The sequence below is a fragment of the Stenotrophomonas sp. LM091 genome, assembly GCF_001806305.1.
Lineage (GTDB): Bacteria > Pseudomonadota > Gammaproteobacteria > Xanthomonadales > Xanthomonadaceae > Stenotrophomonas > Stenotrophomonas bentonitica_A.
The window spans coordinates 2948379-2969304 of record NZ_CP017483.1 but is presented as its reverse complement, the minus strand read 5'-3'; the positions used below and the strand labels follow the sequence as shown (position 1 = coordinate 2969304).

General features: G+C 67.4%; 18 protein-coding genes and 4 tRNA genes. 7 read left to right on the top strand and 15 right to left on the bottom strand.

Annotation, left to right across the window (positions count from 1 at the left end; all coding sequences use genetic code 11):
• Window positions 1-32: 32 nt before the first annotated feature.
• From BIZ42_RS12955 to BIZ42_RS12935, 5 genes are all read right to left on the bottom strand, one after another.
• Window positions 33-108, bottom strand: a tRNA-Thr gene (locus tag BIZ42_RS12955).
• Between the two features lie 47 nt (window positions 109-155).
• Window positions 156-229: transfer RNA gene (locus BIZ42_RS12950), tRNA-Gly, on the bottom strand.
• A gap of 28 nt (window positions 230-257) precedes the next feature.
• Window positions 258-343: transfer RNA gene (locus BIZ42_RS12945), tRNA-Tyr, on the bottom strand.
• A gap of 138 nt (window positions 344-481) precedes the next feature.
• Window positions 482-1492 (bottom strand): isoaspartyl peptidase/L-asparaginase, encoded by a 1011-nt coding sequence (locus tag BIZ42_RS12940; protein ID WP_070426687.1) that lies wholly within the window; start codon window positions 1490-1492, stop codon window positions 482-484.
• A 109-nt stretch (window positions 1493-1601) separates the two neighbouring features.
• Entirely contained in the window at window positions 1602-2558 is a 957-nt protein-coding gene (locus tag BIZ42_RS12935) for a cyanophycinase (protein ID WP_237393599.1), read from the bottom strand.
• A 228-nt stretch (window positions 2559-2786) separates the two neighbouring features.
• On the opposite strand from BIZ42_RS12935, the gene BIZ42_RS12930 reads away from it, so the two are divergent.
• A complete protein-coding gene (locus BIZ42_RS12930) occupies window positions 2787-5534 on the top strand; it encodes a TonB-dependent receptor (RefSeq protein ID WP_070426685.1) in 2748 nt (915 codons plus the stop codon).
• 489 nt (window positions 5535-6023) lie between these two features.
• Here BIZ42_RS12930 and ychF read toward each other — a convergent pair whose 3' ends face one another.
• The 8 genes from ychF to BIZ42_RS12890 all read right to left on the bottom strand — a co-directional run bounded on the left by ychF (window position 6024) and on the right by BIZ42_RS12890 (window position 12941).
• The gene (gene ychF, locus BIZ42_RS12925) at window positions 6024-7115 is read right to left on the bottom strand and encodes a redox-regulated ATPase YchF (protein ID WP_019186109.1); all 1092 of its coding nucleotides are present in this window, start codon (window positions 7113-7115) and stop codon (window positions 6024-6026) included.
• A 53-nt stretch (window positions 7116-7168) separates the two neighbouring features.
• Window positions 7169-7747 (bottom strand): aminoacyl-tRNA hydrolase, encoded by a 579-nt coding sequence (gene pth / locus BIZ42_RS12920; RefSeq protein WP_019186108.1) that lies wholly within the window; start codon window positions 7745-7747, stop codon window positions 7169-7171.
• A gap of 80 nt (window positions 7748-7827) precedes the next feature.
• Window positions 7828-8442, bottom strand: coding sequence for a 50S ribosomal protein L25/general stress protein Ctc (locus BIZ42_RS12915; RefSeq protein ID WP_070426684.1), 615 nt, complete (start codon window positions 8440-8442; stop codon window positions 7828-7830).
• A gap of 106 nt (window positions 8443-8548) precedes the next feature.
• On the bottom strand, window positions 8549-9508 hold the full coding sequence (locus tag BIZ42_RS12910; protein ID WP_026070235.1) for a ribose-phosphate diphosphokinase: 960 nt from the start codon (window positions 9506-9508) through the stop codon (window positions 8549-8551).
• Between the two features lie 136 nt (window positions 9509-9644).
• Window positions 9645-9721, bottom strand: a tRNA-Gln gene (locus tag BIZ42_RS12905).
• Window positions 9722-9730: 9 nt separating this feature from the next.
• Window positions 9731-10600: a 4-(cytidine 5'-diphospho)-2-C-methyl-D-erythritol kinase gene (ispE, locus tag BIZ42_RS12900; protein ID WP_070426683.1), complete on the bottom strand. Its 870-nt coding sequence runs from the start codon at window positions 10598-10600 to the stop codon at window positions 9731-9733.
• Window positions 10597-11256, bottom strand: coding sequence for a lipoprotein insertase outer membrane protein LolB (gene lolB / locus BIZ42_RS12895; RefSeq protein WP_070426682.1), 660 nt, complete (start codon window positions 11254-11256; stop codon window positions 10597-10599). Before lolB ends, ispE begins: the two co-directional genes overlap by 4 nt.
• Window positions 11253-12941: a tetratricopeptide repeat protein gene (locus tag BIZ42_RS12890; RefSeq protein ID WP_172838050.1), complete on the bottom strand. Its 1689-nt coding sequence runs from the start codon at window positions 12939-12941 to the stop codon at window positions 11253-11255. The genes lolB and BIZ42_RS12890 overlap by 4 nt, the downstream gene beginning before the upstream one ends.
• 65 nt (window positions 12942-13006) lie before the next feature.
• Here BIZ42_RS12890 and hemA point away from each other — a divergent pair, with 65 nt between their 5' ends.
• The 4 genes from hemA to ppk2 are packed head-to-tail and all read left to right on the top strand — an operon-like array spanning window position 13007 to window position 17933.
• The gene (gene hemA / locus BIZ42_RS12885; RefSeq protein ID WP_070426680.1) at window positions 13007-14305 is read left to right on the top strand and encodes a glutamyl-tRNA reductase; all 1299 of its coding nucleotides are present in this window, start codon (window positions 13007-13009) and stop codon (window positions 14303-14305) included.
• Entirely contained in the window at window positions 14283-15368 is a 1086-nt protein-coding gene (gene prfA, locus BIZ42_RS12880) for a peptide chain release factor 1 (protein WP_019186101.1), read from the top strand. Before hemA ends, prfA begins: the two co-directional genes overlap by 23 nt.
• Before the next feature lie 25 nt (window positions 15369-15393).
• Entirely contained in the window at window positions 15394-17103 is a 1710-nt protein-coding gene (locus tag BIZ42_RS12875; protein WP_070426679.1) for a tetratricopeptide repeat protein, read from the top strand.
• 50 nt (window positions 17104-17153) lie between these two features.
• Complete coding sequence (gene ppk2 / locus BIZ42_RS12870) at window positions 17154-17933, top strand: polyphosphate kinase 2 (RefSeq protein WP_070426678.1); 780 nt, start codon at window positions 17154-17156, stop codon at window positions 17931-17933.
• Window positions 17934-18019: 86 nt separating this feature from the next.
• Here ppk2 and BIZ42_RS12865 read toward each other — a convergent pair whose 3' ends face one another.
• Both BIZ42_RS12865 and BIZ42_RS12860 read right to left on the bottom strand, forming a co-directional pair.
• Complete coding sequence (locus BIZ42_RS12865; protein WP_019186098.1) at window positions 18020-18583, bottom strand: TlpA disulfide reductase family protein; 564 nt, start codon at window positions 18581-18583, stop codon at window positions 18020-18022.
• Complete coding sequence (locus BIZ42_RS12860; RefSeq protein WP_046271981.1) at window positions 18580-19854, bottom strand: YihY family inner membrane protein; 1275 nt, start codon at window positions 19852-19854, stop codon at window positions 18580-18582. The genes BIZ42_RS12865 and BIZ42_RS12860 overlap by 4 nt, the downstream gene beginning before the upstream one ends.
• 132 nt (window positions 19855-19986) lie before the next feature.
• On the opposite strand from BIZ42_RS12860, the gene wrbA reads away from it, so the two are divergent.
• The gene (wrbA, locus tag BIZ42_RS12855; RefSeq protein WP_019186096.1) at window positions 19987-20577 is read left to right on the top strand and encodes an NAD(P)H:quinone oxidoreductase; all 591 of its coding nucleotides are present in this window, start codon (window positions 19987-19989) and stop codon (window positions 20575-20577) included.
• Window positions 20574-20921, top strand: coding sequence for a DUF2069 domain-containing protein (locus BIZ42_RS12850; RefSeq protein WP_070426677.1), 348 nt, complete (start codon window positions 20574-20576; stop codon window positions 20919-20921). Before wrbA ends, BIZ42_RS12850 begins: the two co-directional genes overlap by 4 nt.
• Window positions 20922-20926 lie beyond the last annotated feature (5 nt).

Genomic DNA, 20926 nt, shown 5'->3' with positions numbered 1-20926 from the left:
TCTCGAAATCGTCTGAATTGGTAGCACTTAGATGGTGCTCACGAAAGGAATCGAACCTTCGACCTCCTCCTTACCAAGGAGGTGCTCTACCGACTGAGCTACGTGAGCGAGTTTTGTATTATGGCACGAATTTGAATATATTCAAATTCATTCAATGGAGCGGGAGACGGGGATCGAACCCGCACCATCAGCTTGGAAGGCTGAGGTTCTACCATTGAACTACTCCCGCATCGGAAGCTCTTGCCACAACATGAAACTGGTGGAGGGAGGTGGATTCGAACCACCGAAGGCGTAAGCCAGCAGATTTACAGTCTGCCCCCGTTGGCCGCTTGGGTATCCCTCCTTACCACCCTGTCCCGTGGCGCCGAAGCGTTTTCGGTGTGGGGTGGAAGAGCCGTGAATTTTGGGGATAAACGGGGGTTCTGTCAACAACCTTTTTGAATTTTTTCACACGAATTTCGAATTGCCTTGCCGGGACAGGCTATTGGCCCGGTAACGGCAGGGTTTCGCTGGCGAAGATCGCCACATGCGGCACGCCATCGGCGCCGATCCAGCCGCGATACATGCCCTGCGTGTTGAACGGTGTCGCCACGCGGCCGTCGGCCGCGAGCACGATCGCACCGCCATCGCCCCCGAGCGCGGGAATGCGCTCGTTGATCACCGCGCGTCCCGCCTCCTCCGGGCCCTGCTTGAGGTAGCGCATGCGCGCGCAGATATCGTGCGCGGCCGCGGTGCGGATGTAGTACTCGCCCCAGCCCGTGCCCGATACCGCACAACCGGCATCGGCATAGGTGCCGGCACCGATGATCGGCGAATCGCCGACACGCCCGTAGCGCTTGTTCGTCATGCCCCCGGTGGAGGTTCCTGCAGCGAGCCTGCCGTCCTTGTCGAGTGCGACCGCACCCACCGTGCCGAAGTGGCGCGCCGTTTCCAGATCCGCATGGGCCTGGCCGCTGGCTTCTTCCTTGAGGGCCTTCTGCAGCTGCTGCCAGCGCTTGTCGGTGCGGAAGTACGACGGGTCCACCAGGGTAATGCCCTGGCCCGTGGCGAAGGCTTCGGCGCCCTGCCCGACCATCATCACGTGCGGGGAATGCTGCATCACGGCCTCGGCCAGCAGGATCGGGTTGCGCACGCGCTGCACGCCGGCCACCGCGCCGGCCTTGAGGGTGGCGCCATCCATCAGCGAGGCATCCAGTTCGTTGCGGCCATCGTGGGTGAACACCGCGCCCCTGCCTGCATTGAAGGTGGGGTCGTCCTCGAGCACGGTGATCGCCGCGGTCACGGCCTCCAGCGCCGGCTTCCCGGCGGCCAGGGCGGCATGCCCCTTCACCAGGGCGTGCTGCAGGGCCGCGCGCGCCGCCTTTTCCTCGGCCGGCGAGAGATCCCTGCGCTCCACGCCGGCGCCGCCATGGATGACCAGCACCGGTTCGGCGGCATGGACAAACGGGCTCAGCAGACACAGGGACAGCAGCAATGCGCGTGGACGGGACATGGGCAACGCACTCGGATCGGAGGTGCCTGCATCATGGCATGCGCCACGGATCACCCGCGCGCGTGACCCCCACGCGACAGCGCCCGCACAGCCCCTGGCGTGCGTGGATCTACGGGTGCAACTGCAGGCGGCCTTCCCGGATATCGGCCGTCATCCGGAAGGCGGCATCGTCCACCCGGAAGCCATCCAGATGCAGGCGGCTGCCCTCCCCCACCCCGGTCACCGGAATGGCGCGGAACTCCAGCGGGCTGCCGCCGCGCAGGCGATCGGCGGCGCGCTGCGGCATCACCAGCCAGGCGTAGCCGCCGTCCCGACTGAACACCTGGCCGGTGCCGTCCGCCTCCACGCACAGCGCGGTGTCCTCGTCCACGCCCAGGCCGACCATGTCCTGCTGCCCGCTGCGCTGTGCCGCCCGGGCCACGAACACGATCAGGCGCCCGAGCCGGTCGCGCTTGCCGAAATGGGTATCGGTGACCACGTTGGCCAGGTACGGCATGGCCAGGAAATCACTGTCCAGGGTCACCGCGCTGCCCATGGGGTCGCGCAGGGCACGACGGGAGGTGACGCTGCCACCATCCAGCGCGCCATAGCTGTAGCCGCCCAGTATGGCGAGCCCGGCGCTGGTGCCGGCGATCGGCCGGCCAGCACGTACATGTGCGTTGAGTGCCTCGTTCACCGCCGTGCCTTTCCAGAAACGGATATAGCGCGACTGGTCGCCGCCGGCGATGAAGATCGCATCGGCGGCGGCGATCACGCCCAGCACCGCGGGATCATCGGCTGCACGCCGGCTGTTGAACACCAGGGTCTGGACCGAGACCGCCCCGCCGACGTCCCGGTACAGGCGGTTCTGCAACTCATCGGCGCCGGAAGCGCGCAGGATCACCACCCGGCCATGGCCGGCGCGCCCCAGCCACCATTGGAAGGCGGCGGGCACCCACTCGCCGCCGCCCATCAGCATCATCGCCGGCTCGGTGCGGGCTGCCCGGGGCGCGCCCACCGCACCTATCTCGTAATAGCGATAGCCCGGCTCCTGCAGGCTGCGCACCCCCTGCGCGTGGCCGGGCATCGAGAGCGCTGCCAGCAGCAGCGACAGGAAGGCGTGGAGCGGCCGGAAACCCTTGTGCACGTTGACCTCCCTGAATGAAACGAGGGTGTAAGCGCTTCCACTCTTTGCCAGAGAAACTGGCAGTGGTCAACCCCGTAAAAAAGGCGTTAAATGCGCGCCGTCCATTCGCGAAATGTGAATGGGGGACAGGCCTCCCTCGAGGCCGACACTTTCTTCTCGAGAATTCTCATGCGTAAACAGGCGATGGCGTGGTCGATCCAGCTGGCGTTGATGGGTGTGGCCGCGACCGCGGGTGCCCAGACGCCCGCCCCCGGGGTGCAGCAACTGGATACGGTGCAGGTCACCGGCTCGCGCATTCCACGCGCGCAGGTAGAAGGGCCGGCGCCCGTGACCGTCATCACCGCCGAGCAGATCCAGGCCAGCGGCTTCACCAGCGTGCCCGACGTGCTGCGGTCGATGACCCAGAACGGCGGTGAGACCCAGAGCCAGCAGTCCTCCAGCGGCGCTGATTTCTCGCCCGGCGCGCAGCAGGTCGACCTGCGCGGCCTCGGCCCCAACCACACGCTGGTGCTGGTCAACGGCCGCCGCATCGCCGATTTCCCGATGCCGTTCCAGGGCCGCAGCAACTTCACCGATGTCTCCAACATCCCGATCGGGATGATCGAGCGCATCGAAGTGCTGACCGGCAGCGCCTCGGCGATCTACGGCTCGGACGCGATCGCCGGGGTGGTCAACTTCATCCTGAAGAAGCAGGTCGATGGCACCACGGTGGACATGCGCATGGGCACCACCAGCGAAGGTGGCGGTGAGTCCTTCGACATGAGCATCGCCAGCGGTTTCGATGCGGGCCGTTTCAGCGCGGTCTACAGCCTGGAACTGCAGTCGCAGACGCCGTTGTGGGCGTATGAGCGCAGCCAGCAGGATTCCACCCTCGACGCGCCCACCGAGAGCGCCCGCGCCGCGCGCCGCGCCTACCTGCGCACCGACTACAACGACGACTACCTCGATCCGGGCCAGGCCACCTGCGATGCGCTGGCCGGCCAGAACAACGGCAGCACCCGGTACGCCGAGCGTGCGCGCTACGGCTTCTACTGCGGCAGCGACCGGTCGATCGGCTACGGCACGATCCTCAGCAAGCGCCGCGGCGCCAACGGCTACGCCTCGCTGCGCTATGCCTTCGACAATGGCGCCGAATGGTTCGCCGATGTGCAGATGGGCTACCACGACCTGGCGCTGATGCGCGATGTGACCCAGTGGGGCCGCATGGCTGCCGATGGCAACGAGGACGGCTACTTCTACAACCAGGCCACCGACCAGGTGGAGTTCTGGCAGCGCCAGTTCTCCCCGGAAGAAATGGGCGGGCTCAACAACGGCATGGTGCGCAGCACGCAGAAGACCTTCAGCGTGACCACTGGCTTCAAGGGCGCGCTCGGCGCGGACTGGGAATACGAGGCCTCGTTGAGCCACTCGCAGTACCAGTCCCGCATCCGCTGGCCGCAGATCATCGCCGCCAGGGCCAATGCCCTGTTCCTGGGCGAGCAGCTGGGCGAGTACACCGATGACGATGACAACGTGTTCCCGGTGTTCAACGCCGACCCGGCGCGCCTGTACCGGCCGCTGAGCCGCAGCGAGTACGACTCGATCGCCGCGCGCACCACCTATACGCCGAAGTCGCGCACCGATACCGCCGCGCTGACCCTGACCAACGGCGAGCTGTTCGAGCTGCCGGGCGGCAAGGCCGGCTTCGCGGCGACGGCCGAGTTCGGCAACCAGTCCTACGCGCTGAATCCGGACCCGCTGGCGACGCAGTACTACTACTACAGCTGGAAGGACTCGGACGGCCACGGCAGCCGCAACCGCTGGGCGACCGCGACCGAGCTGCGCCTGCCGCTGCACGACACGTTCAACCTCAGCGTGGCCGGCCGCTTCGACCAGTACCGCTACTCGGGCAACACGATCGGCAAGGCGACCTGGAGCGGTGGCCTGGAATGGCGCCCGATCGAGACCCTGCTGGTGCGCGGCTCCTACGGCACCGCCTTCCGCGCGCCGGACCTGCATTACGTGTATGCCGGCCCGGGCAACGACGAAACCAGTGCCAACGACTATTACACCTGCGCGGTGGACGGTGGCGATGACTGCTCGGACTACGAAGAGAACCTGATCCGCACGCGCGAGGGCAACCGCAGGCTGGATCCGGAAACCAGCACCTCGTGGAGTGCCGGCGTTGTGTGGTCGCCTGCACTGGGGCTGGACCTGTCGGTGGACTGGTTCGACATCGACATGCGCGACCAGGTGCAGGACATGGACGTGAGCACGATCCTGCGCGATGAGGCGGCCTGCCGCCTGGGCGGCGCCGATGCGGCATCGCCGACCTGCGTGGATGCGATCAGCCGGGTCACCCGCACCAGCGATGGCCGCCTCTACGGCGTGCATGTGAGCCCGATCAACATCGCGCGCGAAACCACGCGCGGCATCGATGTGGGCCTGCGCTACCGCCTGGGCACCGGGATCGGCGACTTCATCTTCAGCGGCAACCACACCTGGGTGAAGACGCACGATTTCCAGCAGTTCGAGGGCGATGTGGTCGAAGACCAGTTCGCGGTCAACAGCGGTTTCGATATCCCGCGCACCAAGACCAGCGCGAGCGTGACCTGGGAGAACGCGGCGTGGTCGGCCACGCTGTATGGCTCGCGCCTGGGCAGGCTGCCGACTTACGACAGCTACGACCAGAGCTTCGATCCGGACAGCGGCGACAGCCCGTGGATCGGCGCCACGTACCGTTACAACGTGTCGCTGCAGTACCGCTTCGATGATCATTCGCGCCTGTCGCTGTCGGTGGTCAACATCGCCAACAAGACGCCGCCGAAGGACGCGACCTATACGCCGTATCCGTACTACGACGTCTCCTGGTTCGACACGGTGGGCCGCACGATCAACCTGCAGTACACGCACAAGTTTGGTGGTACGGCGCTGTAAGCCCGGTTTCTGCGGGACGCCCTTCGTGTTCTCCACACACCCCGTGGAAACCCATGGGGGTTTGGTGTGGACAAGTGCATGCGAGCCATGCCGCGCAACGCCTTCAGAGCGTGGCGATATTTTGTCCAGCCGCGGATCGCGGTTTTCCACACACACCGTGGAAAGCGATGGGGGTTTGCTGTGGACAACCCCGGGTGAGCGATGCACTGCAACGGTTTTCAGTGGTGGTCAGAAATTGTCCACATCGCTTGCGGGCGGGTCTGACGGGGTGCCGGCCAGCGGCTGGCACTAGCGCCCAGGGGTTTTCCACACGGTACGTGGAGAGGCGTGGGAGTTTGTTGTGGACAAGTGAGCCGGAGGCATACCAGGCAAGCGTTTCAAGGCCTGGTCATTTTTTGTCCAGCCCGTCCAGAGGCGCGGATCACGCGCGCCGGAAACGCAAACGCCCCGCGCGGGGCGGGGCGTTGCGGGCATCAACGTGCGAGCGACTCAGACGTTGAAGCGGAAGTGCAGGATGTCGCCTTCCTGGACGCGGTATTCTTTGCCTTCCAGGCGCAGGCGACCGGCTTCCTTGGCACCGGCTTCGCCCTTGTACTTGATGAAGTCGTCATACGCGATGGTTTCGGCGCGGATGAAGCCCTTCTCGAAGTCGGTGTGGATCACGGCAGCGGCCTGCGGGGCGGTGGCGCCCTTGCGTACGGTCCATGCGCGGACTTCCTTCACACCGGCAGTGAAGTAGGTCTGCAGGCCGAGCAGGCTGTAGGCCGCATTGATCACGCGGTTCAGACCCGGCTCGGTCAGGCCGAGATCGGCCAGGAAGGTATCGCGGTCTTCGTCATCCAGCTGCGACAGCTCTTCTTCGATCGCCGCCGACACCGGCACCACCTGCGCACCTTCTTCGGCGGCACGGGCGCGCACGGCATCCAGGTGCGGGTTGTTCTCGAAGCCGTCTTCCAGCACGTTGGCGATGTACATCACCGGCTTGAGGGTCAGCAGGAACAGGTCACGGACCAGCGCCTTCTCTTCCTCGTCCAGGCCGGCGGTGCGGCCTGCCTTGCCATCGGCCAGTGCGGCCTGCAGCTTGGCCAGCACCGGCTTGCGGGCGGCCGCATCCTTGTCGCCGCCCTTGGCGGCGCGCTCGGCGCGGTTCAGTGCCTTCTCGACGCTGTCCAGATCGGCCAGGGCCAGTTCGGTATCGATGGTGTCGATGTCCGAAAGCGGGTCGACCTTGTTGTTGACGTGGATGACGTCGGCGTTCTCGAAGCAGCGCACCACATGGGTGATCGCATCGACTTCGCGGATGTGGGCCAGGAACTTGTTGCCCAGGCCTTCACCGCTGGCCGCGCCGGCGACGAGGCCGGCGATGTCCACGAACTCCACTGCGGTCGGGATGACCTTCTGCGGGTTGATGATCGCGGCCAGCTCGTTCAGACGGGGATCGGGCACCGGCACGATGCCGACGTTCGGTTCGATCGTGCAGAACGGGAAGTTGGCCGCCGCGATGCCCGCCTTGGTCAGCGCATTGAACAGGGTCGATTTGCCGACATTGGGCAGACCGACGATGCCGCATTTGATACCCATCTTTGACAACCTCTGGGGGTGGTAGGTACCGACCGTTGGTCGGTACACCGTGGTTATTTCGGGGTGTGGAGGCGCTTCATCGCCTCACTGTAATCGCCGGATACCGCCAGCGGCAGCACGTCGATCGCATCTTCGATGGCACGACCGATCAGCACATCATCGTCTTTGCCGGCACGGCCCAGTACCCACGGGACCACGCGGTCCTTGTGGCCGGGATGGCCGATGCCGATGCGCAGGCGATGGAATCTGCCATGGCCGAGCAGGCGGATGGTGTCGCGCAGGCCATTCTGGCCGCCGTGGCCGCCATCGAACTTGAGCCGCGCCACGCCGGGCGGCAGGTCCAGCTCGTCGTGCGCCAGCAGGGTTTGTTCCGGTTCGATCTTCCAGAAGCGCTGCGCGGCGGTGACCGATTTGCCACTGAGGTTCATGAAGGTGGCGGGCTTGAGCAGCCACACCGGCTGGCCGGCGATGTCGACCTTGGCGGTCTCGCCGAACAACTTGCTGTCCACGCTCCAGCGCGCGCCGGCCTGTTCCACCAGGGCGTCAATGAAACGAAACCCGGCATTGTGCCGGGTCTGGGCGTGCTCGGGTCCGGGGTTGCCCAGGCCAACGATCAATCGCAATCCTGTCATCACTCTTCTTCGTCGGTACCCGCCCTGTGCCGGTACATACAGAAACGGCGCCTGCCCCGAAGGACAGGCGCCGCAATCACTTACTCTGCAGCCGGCGCTTCGTCGGCAGCTTCTTCCTTGCCGAGCTTGGCGGTGACGATCGCGTCGTCATGGTCCTTGCCCTGGGCCAGGGCCGGGATCTCGACGCCCTTCGGCAGCTTGATGTCCGACAGGTAGATCACGTCACCGGCCTTCAGGTCGGCCAGGTCGACGTCGATCGATTCCGGCAGGTCCTTCGGCAGGCAGGTGATGGTCACTTCCTTCAGTTCGTGGGTGACCACGACGTCGGCAGCCTTGCCGGCAGCCGAGGTGTCTTCATTGATGAAGTGCAGCGGCACGCTGGCGGTCAGTGCTTCGTTCTCGTTCACGCGCAGGAAATCCAGGTGGATGATCAGCTGCTTGAACGGGTGGCGCTGCATGTCACGCAGCAGCACCTTGGTGACCTGGCCGTCCAGGTTCAGGTCCAGGATGGACGAGTAGAACCACTCGTTCTGCTGCGCCAGCCAGATCTGGTTGTGGTCCAGGTTGATGTTGATCGGAGCGACGTCGCCGCCGTACACGACGGCCGGGATCACGCCGGCGTGACGCAGGCGGCGGCTCGCACCCTTGCCCTGCACGTCACGAGCGGTGACCTTGATTTCATGAGTCTTGGACATTGTTTTACTACCAGTTGATGCATCGCCCTGCGGCGAAGCGGTGAGGAGACATCCGCGACCAGATGCCCCCGGGAAACCACCCACCGTTGCCGGCGGGCGGAAAAAATCAATCCACGTACAGCGAGCTGACCGACTCACCGAAGGCGATGCGGCGCATCGTCTCGGCCAGCATTTCCGCCACGCTGAGCTGGCGGATCTTGCTGCACACCCGCGCCTCTTCACGCAGCGGGATGGTGTCGGTCACCACCAGCTCATCGAGCTGGGAGTTGTTGATGTTGTCCACTGCCGGGCCCGAGAGCACGGCGTGGGTGCAGTACGCGGCAACCTTGAGGGCGCCACGCGCCTTCAGCGCCGCGGCAGCCGCACACAGGGTGCCGGCGGTATCGACGATGTCATCGACCATCACACAGGTCTTGCCTTCGACGTCACCGATGATGTTCATCACGGTGGAGACGTTGGCGCGCGGCCGGCGCTTGTCGATGATCGCCAGATCGGCATCATCCAGGCGCTTGGCGACGGCGCGCGCACGCACCACACCACCGACGTCCGGGGACACCACGATCAGGTTCTCCGTGCCGTAGGCGCGCCAGATATCGGCGAGCAGCAGCGGCGAGGCGTACACATTGTCCACCGGCATGTCGAAGAAGCCCTGGATCTGGTCGGCATGCAGATCCACCGTCAGTACCCGGTCAGCCCCGACAGCGCTGAACATCTTTGCCGCCACCTTGGCGGTGATCGGCACGCGCGAGGAACGCATGCGGCGATCCTGGCGCGAGTAGCCGAAATACGGCACCACGGCGGTGACACTGTTGACCGAGGCGCGCTTGAGCGCATCGATCAGGACCAGCAGTTCCATCAGGTTCTCTGCGCTGGGCGCGCAGGTCGGCTGGATCACGAACACGTCCTGCTTGCGGACGTTTTCCTCGATCTCGACCTGCACTTCACCATCGGAGAAGCGCGACACCAACGCCTTGCCAGGCCGCACCCCCAGTTCCTTGCAGATGCTCTGCGCAAGGCGCTTGTTGGCGTTGCCGGAAAATACCAGCAGGTTGGGGTGTTCTTGCATCATGACGGTCTCGGGCGGGAGCGATTGGCGGAGAACTGGGCCGCTGGCACCCGGAGGTGTCTGCGGTGACAACACCGCGGCGTATGCACCGCGCCCGCGCAGACATGCGCATGGAGTCGCGGCAGATATCCGCTAGTGGCAGGGGCGGGAGGATTCGAACCTCCGAATGCCAGGATCAAAACCTGGTGCCTTGGGCCTCTTGGCGACGCCCCTGCATCAAAATCAGTAACGCTCGAGTACATCAAGCAGTGGCGAGCGCTCCATGCCCGCAGCCACCCATGCCTGCAGTTCCTTCGGCAATTGCGCCAGGCCCTGCTCTGCAGCAGCGCGCGTGGCGAATTCGACGAAACAACCGCTTCCCGACCCGGTGAGTCGTGCCCGGCCGATACTGCTCAACGCTGCAAGCGCTGCCTCTACGGCAGGCTCGCGGCGGCGCAGTACCGGCTCGAACGCATTCCCGAGCAAAGACCCGGAAGCGAAGTCCGCTATTTTCGCCACTGGGGCATCCCGCGTCAAATCCGGTGATGCGAAAAGTGCGGGAGTCGGCACGTGAACGCCCGGGTGGACCAGCACGAACCAGGCCGGCGGCAGCGCGATGGGGGTGAGCAGTTCGCCCACGCCTTCGGCCCAGGCGTTGTGCCCGCGCACGAAGACCGGCACGTCCGCGCCCAGCTGGAGACCCAGCGCGACCAGCGCATCCACGTCCAGGCCGGCGTTCCAGAGACGGTTCAAGGCGACCAGGACGGTGGCGGCATCGGACGACCCTCCCCCGAAACCACCGCCGGCAGGCACATGCTTTTCGATGCCGATATCAGCACCTTGGGCGACGTTCGCGACACGTTGCAACAACAGCCCCGCGCGCACGGCGAGATCATCGGCTTCGGCCACCCCCGACACCGAGGTGCCTTCGCGGCGGATCCGGCCGTCATCGCGGACCCGCAGCCGGATCCGGTCACCCCAGTCGAGCAGGCGGAACACGGTCTGCAGCGCGTGGTAACCGTCCGGGCGGCGGCCGGTGATGTGCAGGAACAGGTTCAGCTTGGCCGGGGCTGGCCAGTTCGACCAACCCTCGCGCGCATCCAACGTACTCATGGGCTGGCCAGCACCCAGCTGTCGACCACCAGACGGACCTTGGCGTCGCCATTGACCGCTTCGATGCGCCGCGGCAGCACCGGACGACCGGCGTCGGCCGGGTACCAGTCCAGATACTGGATCTCCCACCCGAGCTGCCGCACACGGCGCGGACGACCTTCGCCGTCGCGCTCGATCAGCCCCGCCGGCGCGGCGTCGGCCACCAGGCCGCGCACCCACTCGGGCAGCTGGTTGACCGGGATATCCCAGCCGGTGGCCTCCAGCAGAACCTGCTGGGCGTCTTCGCCTTCACGCGTGCCGCCCTCCAGACCTTCCAGGCGCCCGCCCTGGTGCTGGCTGTCGCCGGTCAGCTTCCAGCTCTGCCGGGTGACCGGGGCACTGAGTTCGACCACGTACCCCTGGGCCTGCTGCTGCCAGTCGATGCGGCCGTTGCCACCGTTCTTGCCCTTGCTGATCGCCACCCGGCCCTGGAACGACCAGGCCGGCGAGGCGCGCACGGCGGCGACGCGCTCGGCCTCGGCCTGCTGCGCAGCGGGCGAAACAGTGGTGACCACGGTCGGGGCGGAGGGCGCCTTGCGCTCGTCCAGCGATACACAGGCGGAGAGCGACAACGCCGCGGCCGCGGCAAACGCGGCTTTCAGGGACAGCAGATTCATACGCCGTATTTCTCGATCACGCGCTGCAGGGCGCGGTTGTCCGGGTCCAGCTTGCGCGCCTCTTCAAAGAAATGGCGCGCCTCGTCCTTCTTGTTCAACACCCACAGCACTTCGCCCACATGCGCGGCGATCTCCGCATCCTTGGCCAGCGTCCAGGCGCGGCGCAGCTGCACCAGTGCTTCTTCGTTGCGGCCCAGGCGATACAGCACCCAGCCGTAACTGTCGACGATGGCGGCGTTGTCCGGCTCGGCCACGCGCGCGCGGTCAATCAGTTCCAAGGCTTCCTGATAACGCTGCGTGCGGTCGGCCAAGGTATAGCCGAGCGCGTTGAGCGCGGCGATGTTCTCCGGATCGGTGATCAGCACCTTGCGCAGGTCGGCCTCGGCGCGCGGGATGTCGTCGCGACGCTCCCAGGCCAGGGCGCGGGCATACAGCAGCGCGTTCTCGTCCGGATACGCGGCCAGGCCACGGGCCAGCGCGTCCAGTTCACCGGCATCGTCGTTGCCGCGCTGGCGCAGCTCGGCCTCGAGCAGATAGGCATCGCGGCGGGCATCGTCATCGACGGTGGCATCGGACTGGATCGCGTGCACTTCGGCCAGCGCCTTGTCGGTGCGGCCCAGTTCGTTCTGCGCATTGGCCGCCCGCAGCCGCGACTCATCGCGCTCCGGGCCACCGGGCACGCTGTGGTACCAGTTGACCGCTTCCTCGTAGCGCTTGAGGTACTCGGCGATCTTGCCCAGCAGCAGGCGCTGGGCCGGGTCCGGCTTGGTCGCCTGCCGGGAGATGTCGGTATACAGGGCCAGCAGGCCCGGGTCGTCCTTCTGCTTGGCCAGCAGCGACGCACGCATGCCGTAGGTCTGCACGTCCTGCGGGCCGACCGCCAGCACGCGCTCAGCGGCGGCGGGCTGGCCCATCAGGTCGTAGGAGATCGCGACCGCATTGCGCAGCTCCGGGTCCTGGGTGGTCCTGGGCTCCACGCCCTTCAGCAGGGCCAGGGCCTCATCGGTCTTGCCGGCCTGGTTGAGCTGGCTGGCATGCAGCAGGGCCACGCGTGGTTCATCGGGGAAGCGCTTGACCACCTCGTCGACCATGCGCCGGGCCAGCTCGGGCTGCTCCATGCGCATCGCCAGCCGGCCGAATTCCTGCCAGACCTCCAGGCGGTCGGGGATCGCGTTGGCATCGACCAGCTCGCCCAGCACCTGGGCCGGCACCTTGGGATCGCTGCCGCCGCTGATCAGGGCGCCGATCGCGAACTTCCAGGCGGTGGGATCGGGATCCTTGAGCAGGGCCTGCAGTTCGGTGCGGGCCGCCTTCACCTTGTTCTGGCGCATGTCCAGCGCGGCGGTGCTGCTGCGCATGGCCAGTGAGCGCGGCGCACGCTGCTCCCACAGGGCCAGCGCGCGGGCGGCGCGCTTGTCATCGTTGGCCAGCATGGCGATCCGGGAGGCGCGCTCGGCCAGGCCGGCATCGCCTTCACTGGCCTCGGCCGCCTGCAGGTACCAGCGCGCGGCGTCGCCCAGTTTGCCTGCCTGCAGGGCGAATTCGCCCGCCATGACCGGGGCCAGGGGGACCGCCTCGGCCGTGCTGTCCTTGCCTTTGGCCGGGGCTGCCGGGGGGGCGGCCAGGGCGTTGGCGGTGAACAAAGACAGCAGCAGAACGCTGGAGATGCGAATCAATGCGGGCATCGGGGGCATCTGAGCCTTAAAATGACGACTTGAATGGCCAGCAGCTTATCGCAAGCAACTGAACAATGACCCTGTGGGTGCTCGGACTGAATCACCAGACCGCGCCGGTGGAACTGCGCGAACGCGCGTCCTTTGGCGGCGACGCCCTGCCCCAGGCATTGGCGTCGCTGCGCGATACCCCGCAGGTGGCCGAGGCGGTCCTGCTCTCCACCTGCAACCGCACCGAGCTGTATGCGGTGGCCGAATCCGGTGATGCACTGGCGCAGTGGCTGGAGTCGCACGCCGGCACCTTGCATGGGTATCTCTACCAGCACGCCGACGCCGATGCGGTGCGCCACCTGTTCCGGGTGGCCACCGGGCTGGATTCCATGGTGCTGGGCGAGCCGCAGATCCTGGGCCAGGTGAAGGACGCCTGGGCGCTCGCCCGCGACCACGGCCTGCTCGGCCAGCGCCTGGACCGGCTGTTCCAGCAGACCTTCTCGGTGGCCAAGCGCGCCCGCACCGATACCCGCGTCGGTGCCAACCCGGTCTCGGTGGCCTCCACCGCGGTGCGGTTGGCGCAGAACTCGTTCGCACGGCTGGAAGATTCCACCGTGCTGCTGGTCGGCGCCGGCGAGACCATCGAACTGGCCGCACGCCATCTCAGCGAAGGGCGCGTGCGCCGGCTGCTGATCGCCAACCGTACCCTCGCCCATGCGCAGGAGCTGGCCAGCCGGCATGGCGGCGTCGCCCTGCCATTGAGCGAACTGGACCGCCACCTGGGCGAGGCCGACGTGGTGTTCTCGGCCACCGCCGCGCGCGAGCCGGTGATCACCCGTGCGCACGTCGCTGCCGCGTTGAAGACGCGCAAGCACAAGCCGATGCTGCTGTTCGATCTGGCCGTGCCGCGCGATATCGAGGCCGGCGTGGGTGAACTGGCCGATGCCTTCCTGTACACCGTGGACGATCTGGAGCGGGCGGTCGAAGACAACCGCCGCAGCCGCCGGGAAGCCGCGGCCGAGGCCGAAGCGATCATCGAGCTGCAGGTCGCCCGGTTCGTGGAAACCCTGCAGGCCAGCGTGCACCAGGCCCCGCTGCGGCAGCTGCGCGCCTACGGCGAAGCGACCCGCGTGGAGATGCTGGAGAAAGCCCGCCAGCACCTGGCCCATGGCAAATCACCCGAGGAAGTGCTCGAACTGCTCGCGCACGGCCTGACCAACCGCCTGCTGCACCCGCCGACCGCCGCCCTGCGCGCGGCCGCGCTCAGCGGCGATACTGAACTCACCCGCGCCGCCGAGCGCCTGTTCCCGGCCAAGCCGGGTTACCAGCACCCTGCCGTGCGTACCGATGTAGCGAGGAATGATGACGCCGACCCTGCGCCGTAAGCTGGAAGCGCTGGCCGAGCGCCGCGAAGAACTGGAACGCCTGTTGTCCGACCCGGCCGTGGTCGGCGACAACGACCGCTTCCGCACGCTCTCGCGCGAGTTTTCGCAGCTGGAGCCGGTCGCCAACGCGCTGGCCGACGAAGCCCGTGCCAAGGCCGATCTCGCCGCCGCCGAAGCGATGCGCGAAGACCCGGACCTGCGCGAGCTGGCCGACGAGGAAATCACGGCCGCCCAGCAGCGCCTGCAGCAGCTGGACGAGGAACTGGCCCTGCTGCTGGTCCCGCGCGATCCGCGCGACGACGGCAACCTGTTCCTGGAAGTGCGCGCCGGTACCGGCGGTGACGAGGCGGCGATCTTCGCCGGCGATCTGTTCCGCATGTACGCCCGCTACGCCGAGCGCCAGGGCTGGAAGGTCGAGATCGAATCGGACAACCCCGGCGAACATGGCGGCTACAAGGAAGTCGTGGCGCGCGTGGTCGGCCGGGGGGCATTCTCGCGGCTGAAGTTCGAATCGGGCACGCACCGCGTGCAGCGCGTGCCGGCGACCGAGTCGCAGGGGCGCATCCATACCTCCGCGGCGACCGTGGCGATCATCCCGGAGGCAGACGACGTGGAGGACGTGGTGATCAACCCGGCCGACCTGCGCGTAGACACCTACCGCTCCTCCGGCGCCGGCGGCCAGCACGTCAACAAGACCGAATCGGCGATCCGCATCACCCACCTGCCGACCGGCGTGGTGGTGGAGTGCCAGACCGAGCGCAGCCAGCACGCCAACCGCGACAAGGCGATGAAGCGCCTGAAAGCGCAGTTGCTGGACACCGAACGCAGCAAGCAGGCCGCCGCCCAGGCCGAAAGCCGCCGGCTGCAGGTCGGCAGTGGCGACCGCAGCCAGCGCATCCGGACCTACAGCTTCCCGCAGGGCCGGATCACCGACCACCGCGTGGAAGGGCTGACCCTGTACGACCTGCCCAACATCCTGACCGGCGATCTGGATGCACTGGTCAGCCGCCTGACCCACGAACACCAGGCCGACGAGCTGGCCCGGCTCGCGGAAGGCAGCTGAGCATGCCCGCCGCGGAGCGGCCACGATGAGTGCCGATCCGCAGCGTCTGCAGCTGCGTCAGGCCGTCCAGCGCCAACCGACGGATTTCATTGCCTGGGTGATGCTGGCCGACGCCGAGCTGGAGGCCGGCGACGTGCGTGCCGGCGAGCAGGCTGCAGCGCGCGCGCTGCAGCTGCGCGGCGACCATCCCGAGGCACTGGCCCGGCTCGGTCGCGCACGTTGGATGCAGGGTCGCCATGATGAGGCGGCCACCCTGCTGCGCCAGGCCGCCGATCGCGCGCCGCAGCACCCCGGGATCACGCTGTGGCTTGGCCACGCACTGGAAGACGCCGGTCAGCCCGAAGCGGCCGCCGATGCGTATCGCCATGCGCACCGTCTGCTGCCCAGCGAGCCCTACATCACCGCGCAGCTGCTCAACTGGCAACGCCGCCTGTGCGACTGGCGCGACCTGGATCGGCTGTCGGCGCGGGTGCGCCAGGCCGTCGCCCAGGGCCAGGCCGTGGTCGAGCCGTTCGCCTTCCTCAGCGAAGACAGCAGCGCCGCCGAGCAGCTTGCCTGTGCGCGGCAGCGTGCGGCGGCGCTGGCCGAGGGAATCGCGCGGTTGCCGCCTTCCGGGGTGCGCCACGCGGGCAGGTTGCGGGTCGGCTTTCTTTCCAACGGCTTCGGCGCACATCCCACCGGCCTGTTGACCGTGGCGCTGTTCGAACAGCTGCGCGCGCAGAGCATGCTCGAGCTGCATCTGTTCGCGCTCACCGGGGACGACGGCAGCCCCATCCGCCAGCGCCTGCAGCAGGCGGCAAACACGTTGCACGATGTCAGCGCGCAGCCGCATCAGCACATCGCCCGACGCATCCGCGAGGCGGGCATCGATGTGTTGTTCGATCTGCGCGGCTGGGGCGGTGGCGGAACGCCGCAGGTGCTGGCGATGCGGCCGGCGCCCGTGCAGGTCAACTGGCTCGCCTACCCGGGCACCTCCGGCGCGCCGTGGATCGATCATGTGCTGGCCGATGCCTTCGTGCTGCCCGACGCGCTGGCGCCGGCCTTCAGTGAGAACGTGCGGCGCCTGCCGCGCGCGTTCCAGCCCTCGGACAACACCCGCGTGCTGGAACCGGCACCGTCGCGCGAGGACTGCGGCCTGCCGGCGCAGGGCATGGTGCTGTGCTGCTTCAACAACAGCTACAAGCTCAACCCGCGCAGCATGCAGCGGCTGTTGGCGGTGCTGCAGGGCATACCGGGCAGCGTGCTGTGGCTGCTCTCCGGCCCGGGCAATGCCGACGCGCGGCTGCGCAGCGCGGCACGCCAGGCGCAGCTGGATCCGGCGCGGCTGGTGTTCATGCCGCGCCTGCCCCACCCGCACTACCTGGCGCGCTATCAGCACGCCGACCTGTTCCTGGACACCCATCCCTACAACGCCCACACCACCGCATCGGATGCGCTGTGGGCCGGCTGCCCGGTACTGACCTGCCCCGGCACGACGTTCGCCTCGCGCGTGGCCGGCAGCCTGAATCATCACCTGGGCATGCACGATTTCAACGTCGCCGATGATGCCGCGTTCGTGGCCACCGCAGTGCGCCTGGGCAATGACCCGGCCGCGCTGCAGGCCGCGCGCGCCACGCTGGCCCAGCGTCGTGAGGACAGCGGGCTGTTCGACATGGCCGGCTTCGCGCGCGATTTCAGTGCGGTGGTCGAGGCGCTCGCACGTGAGCGTGGTTGGCAGGGCCCACACATCGCCTGAGCATCGGCTGCGCTAGGCTCGGGCCTCCTGTGGATGACCGAGGCACGCTGATGGGCAAGCTCAAGCGCAAGGACTACCAGGCCCTGCTGGAACCGATGCAACTGGAACTGGCGGCGATGGCGCGCTGGGTGCAGCACACCGGGCAGCGCGTGCTGGTGCTGTTCGAAGGCCGCGACACCGCCGGCAAGGGCGGCGCGATCCAGGCCATCGCCGAGCATCTCAATCCGCGCCAGTGCAAGGTGGTCGCGCTGCCCAAGCCGACCGACCGCGAGAGCACGCAATGGTATTTCCAACGCTACGTCTCGCACCTGCCGGCGGCCGGTGAGATCGTGCTGATGGACCGCAGCTGGTACAACCGTGCCGGGGTCGAGCATGTGATGGGCTATTGCACCGAGGCGCAGTACCGCAGCTTCCTGGCGCAGGCGCCGGTGTTCGAAAAGCTGCTGATCGATGACGGCATCGTGCTGTTCAAATACTGGCTCAGCGTGGACCAGGCGCAGCAGGAAAAGCGTTTCGCCGAACGCCACCTCGATCCGCTCAAGGGCTGGAAGCTCTCACCGGTGGACCTGGAATCGCGCAGCAAGTACAGCGCCTACACCGAGAGCCGCGAAGCGATGCTGCGCGCCACCCACAACGACGATGCGCCGTGGACGCTGGTGGACTTCAATGACCAGAAGCGCGGGCGGCTGGGTCTGATCCGCAACCTGCTCGACCGCCTGCCCGATACCCGCGTGGACGAACCGGTGCTGGCGCTGCCACCGTTGAAGGGCAAGCTGCACAAGGAGCACTTCGAGGTGCTTAAGCCAATCGAACCCTTCGTCACCACGTAGATCCACGCCATGCGTGGATGCTTTTGGGTCAACCGCGCGCAACGGGGCAAAGGCGTGCCGACCATCCACCGGCACGCCCGTCAGGCTCAGCCTTCCTTGATCCGCGCCTCGATGTCATGCGCGGTGACCGGGCCGAGGAATTCCTTGGCGACCTTGCCGTCCGGCGCGATCAGGTAGGTCATCGGCAGGCCGCGCGGGATCGCGAAGTCTTCCGGCGGGTTGTAGGTGTCCACGATCACGATCGGGTAGGTGACCGGCCGCTTCTCCAGGAAGGCCTTCATCTCGGCCGGCTCGATGTCCTCGAAGGCCAGCCCGACCACTTCAATCTCATTGCGCATCGCGTGCAGCGCCGAGAGCTCGGGCATTTCCTTGCGGCACGGCGCGCACCAGGTCGCCCAGAAGTTCACCACCACCCACTTGCCACGGTGCGCGGCCAGATCGTAGTCGGTGCCATCCAGCGCCTTGGCCTTGAGCGTGGGCTGTTCGACGGTCCTGCGCTCGGTGGCTGGCACCGCGTCCGTCGGCGGCACAGCCGGTTCATCGATCGGGGCCGGGGCGGCGGGCGCAGTGGCCTCGCTCTGTGCAGCGGGCTTGTTGCAGGCGGCCAGCGTCAGCAGGCCCAGGGCCAGCAGCAGGGGCTTGGCGGTCATGGTTTGTCTCCGGGGGTCGAATAGATATCGCTGACGCGGCGTTTGAGCAGTTCGCGCAGCGGCAGGCGCAGCGTGTCCAGTGCGGCCACCGAGGCCGTGCCCAGGCTGTCGTCGCGATACGGCAGGTAGGCTTCCTTGATCGGGATCCGCATCTGCGTGGTCTCGTACAGGTCGGCCAGGGTGAGTTTGTCCAGGTCGCGCGCCAGCAGCCACTCGCCCTGCTCGTCGCGGCGGACCACGCGGATCGCTTCCAGATCGCAGAGCAGCGTCTGCAGCAGCGAGTCGGTCAGCATCGGCTCCAGCCGCAGGATCTCGTCGTCATCCAGGCTGCGGCCATCGGCGCGCGCCTGGTGGAAGCGGCCGATCAGCCGCAGCAGGCCGTAGATCTCGTAGCCCACCGGCAGGCGCAGGTCGGCCGGCTGGTAGCGGAACGCGGCGATCGAGGAGGCCAGCGAGGCGCCGAGCAGCACCGAGACCCAGCACAGGTAGATCCACAGCAGCAGGATCGGCACGAAGGCGACCGTGCCGTAGAGCTTCTGGTAGGACTGGAAGCTGCCCAGGTAGGCGCCCATGCCCCACTTCACCAGCTCGAGCATGATCGCGGCCAGGATCGCGCCGGGAATGGCATGCCGCCATTTGACCGTGTGGTGCGGCACCACGCGGTAGACCAGCATGATGCAGAGGAATTCGATCAGGATCGGGGCGACGGTCAGTGACACGTTGGCCAGCCAGCGGCCTTCGCTGGTGCCGAACAGCGGCAACGCGAACACCCGCGCCGAGACCGCCAGCGACGCCGCCGCCAGCATGGCGCCGAGGGTGAGCACGGTCCAGTAGACCAGGAAGCGGGTCAGCTTCGGTCGGGTCGAACTCACCCGCCAGATCTGGTTGAAGGTTTCCTCCACGCTGTTGAGGGTGATCAGCAGCGACACCACCAGCGCGATGAAGCCGGCGGCAGTGAGCTGCCCGGCGCTGGCCGAGAACTGGCGCAGGTAGCCTTCGGCGGCGCGCGCGGCGTTGGGCACGAAGTTGGAGAACACGTAGTCGCTGAGGGTGTCGCTCCAGCGGTCGAACACCGGGAACGCGGAGAGCACCCCGAACACCACGATGGCCAGCGGTACCAGCGCGAACACCGTGGTGTAGGCCAGCGAGGCGGCCGCCTGGAACAGACGGTCATCAAGGAAACGGCGCCACAGGAAGCGGCCGAAGCTGATCGTGCGCGCGCGGTCCCGGACGCGTTCGATCCACAGGTTGATCGTATCGAGAGGTTCCATCGGCGCAAGGGTACCCGATGACGGGTGTGCGGCATGCACGCCTGCTCACGGCGGCCGGCCCGCCACGGACCTCGCCCTGAGCGGGCTGCGTTGCCATACTGCCTGCATCGGACGCAACGAGATGAAAGCGAAATGGCGGAGATCCTGGTGCTGTATTACAGCCGTGGCGGTTCAGTGGCACGGCTTGCCCGCCAGATTGCGCGCGGCATCGGCGAGGTGCCGGGCATGAGCGCGCGGCTGCGCACGGTGCCGCCGGTGGCCGCGGTGACACAGACGGCCCTGCCCCCGGTGCCCGAAGACGGTGCGCCGTATGTGAGCGTGGCCGATCTGGCCGAGTGCACGGGGCTGCTGCTGGGCAGCCCGACCCGGTTCGGCAACATGGCCGCGCCGGTGAAGCACTTCCTGGACGGGCTGGGTGCGGAATGGGTCAACGGCACCCTGGCCGGCAAGCCGGCCGGGGTGTTCACCTCCACGGCCTCGCTGCACGGTGGGCAGGAGTCGACCCTGCTGTCGATGCAGGTACCGCTGCTGCACCACGGCTGCCTGATCGTGGGCATCCCCTTCACCGAGCCGGCACTGAGCCACACCACGACCGGGGGCACGCCGTATGGCGCCAGCCATGTGGCCGGGGCGGACGACAACCCGGTGCCGAGCGAGGATGAAAGCATCCTGGCGCGGGCGCTGGGGCGGCGGGTGGCCGATATCGCACGGCGGCTGGCGTGAGCACCCGGGCGCAGGAGATCGTGCTGGCCCTGCTGCTGGTGGCGTTGGCGGTGCTGTTCGCGGTCTGGTTCGCGCAGGACAAGCATTGGCTGGCCACCCAGCTGGTCTTCACCCTGCCGCCGCTGCTGCTGGCGCTGGGTGTGCTGGTGCGGCGGGGCAAGGCGATGTTCTGGGCCGGGGTGCTGGCGCTGTTCTGGTTCAGCCACGGGGTGATGAGCGCCTGGAGCCACCCGGAGGTCGCGTTGTGGGGGTGGCTCGAGCTGGCGCTGGCGCTGGCGGTGATCGGGGTGGCGAGCACGCCGGGGCTGCGGCGGCGCTTCGGGCGGAAGACCACAACCGGCTGACCGTG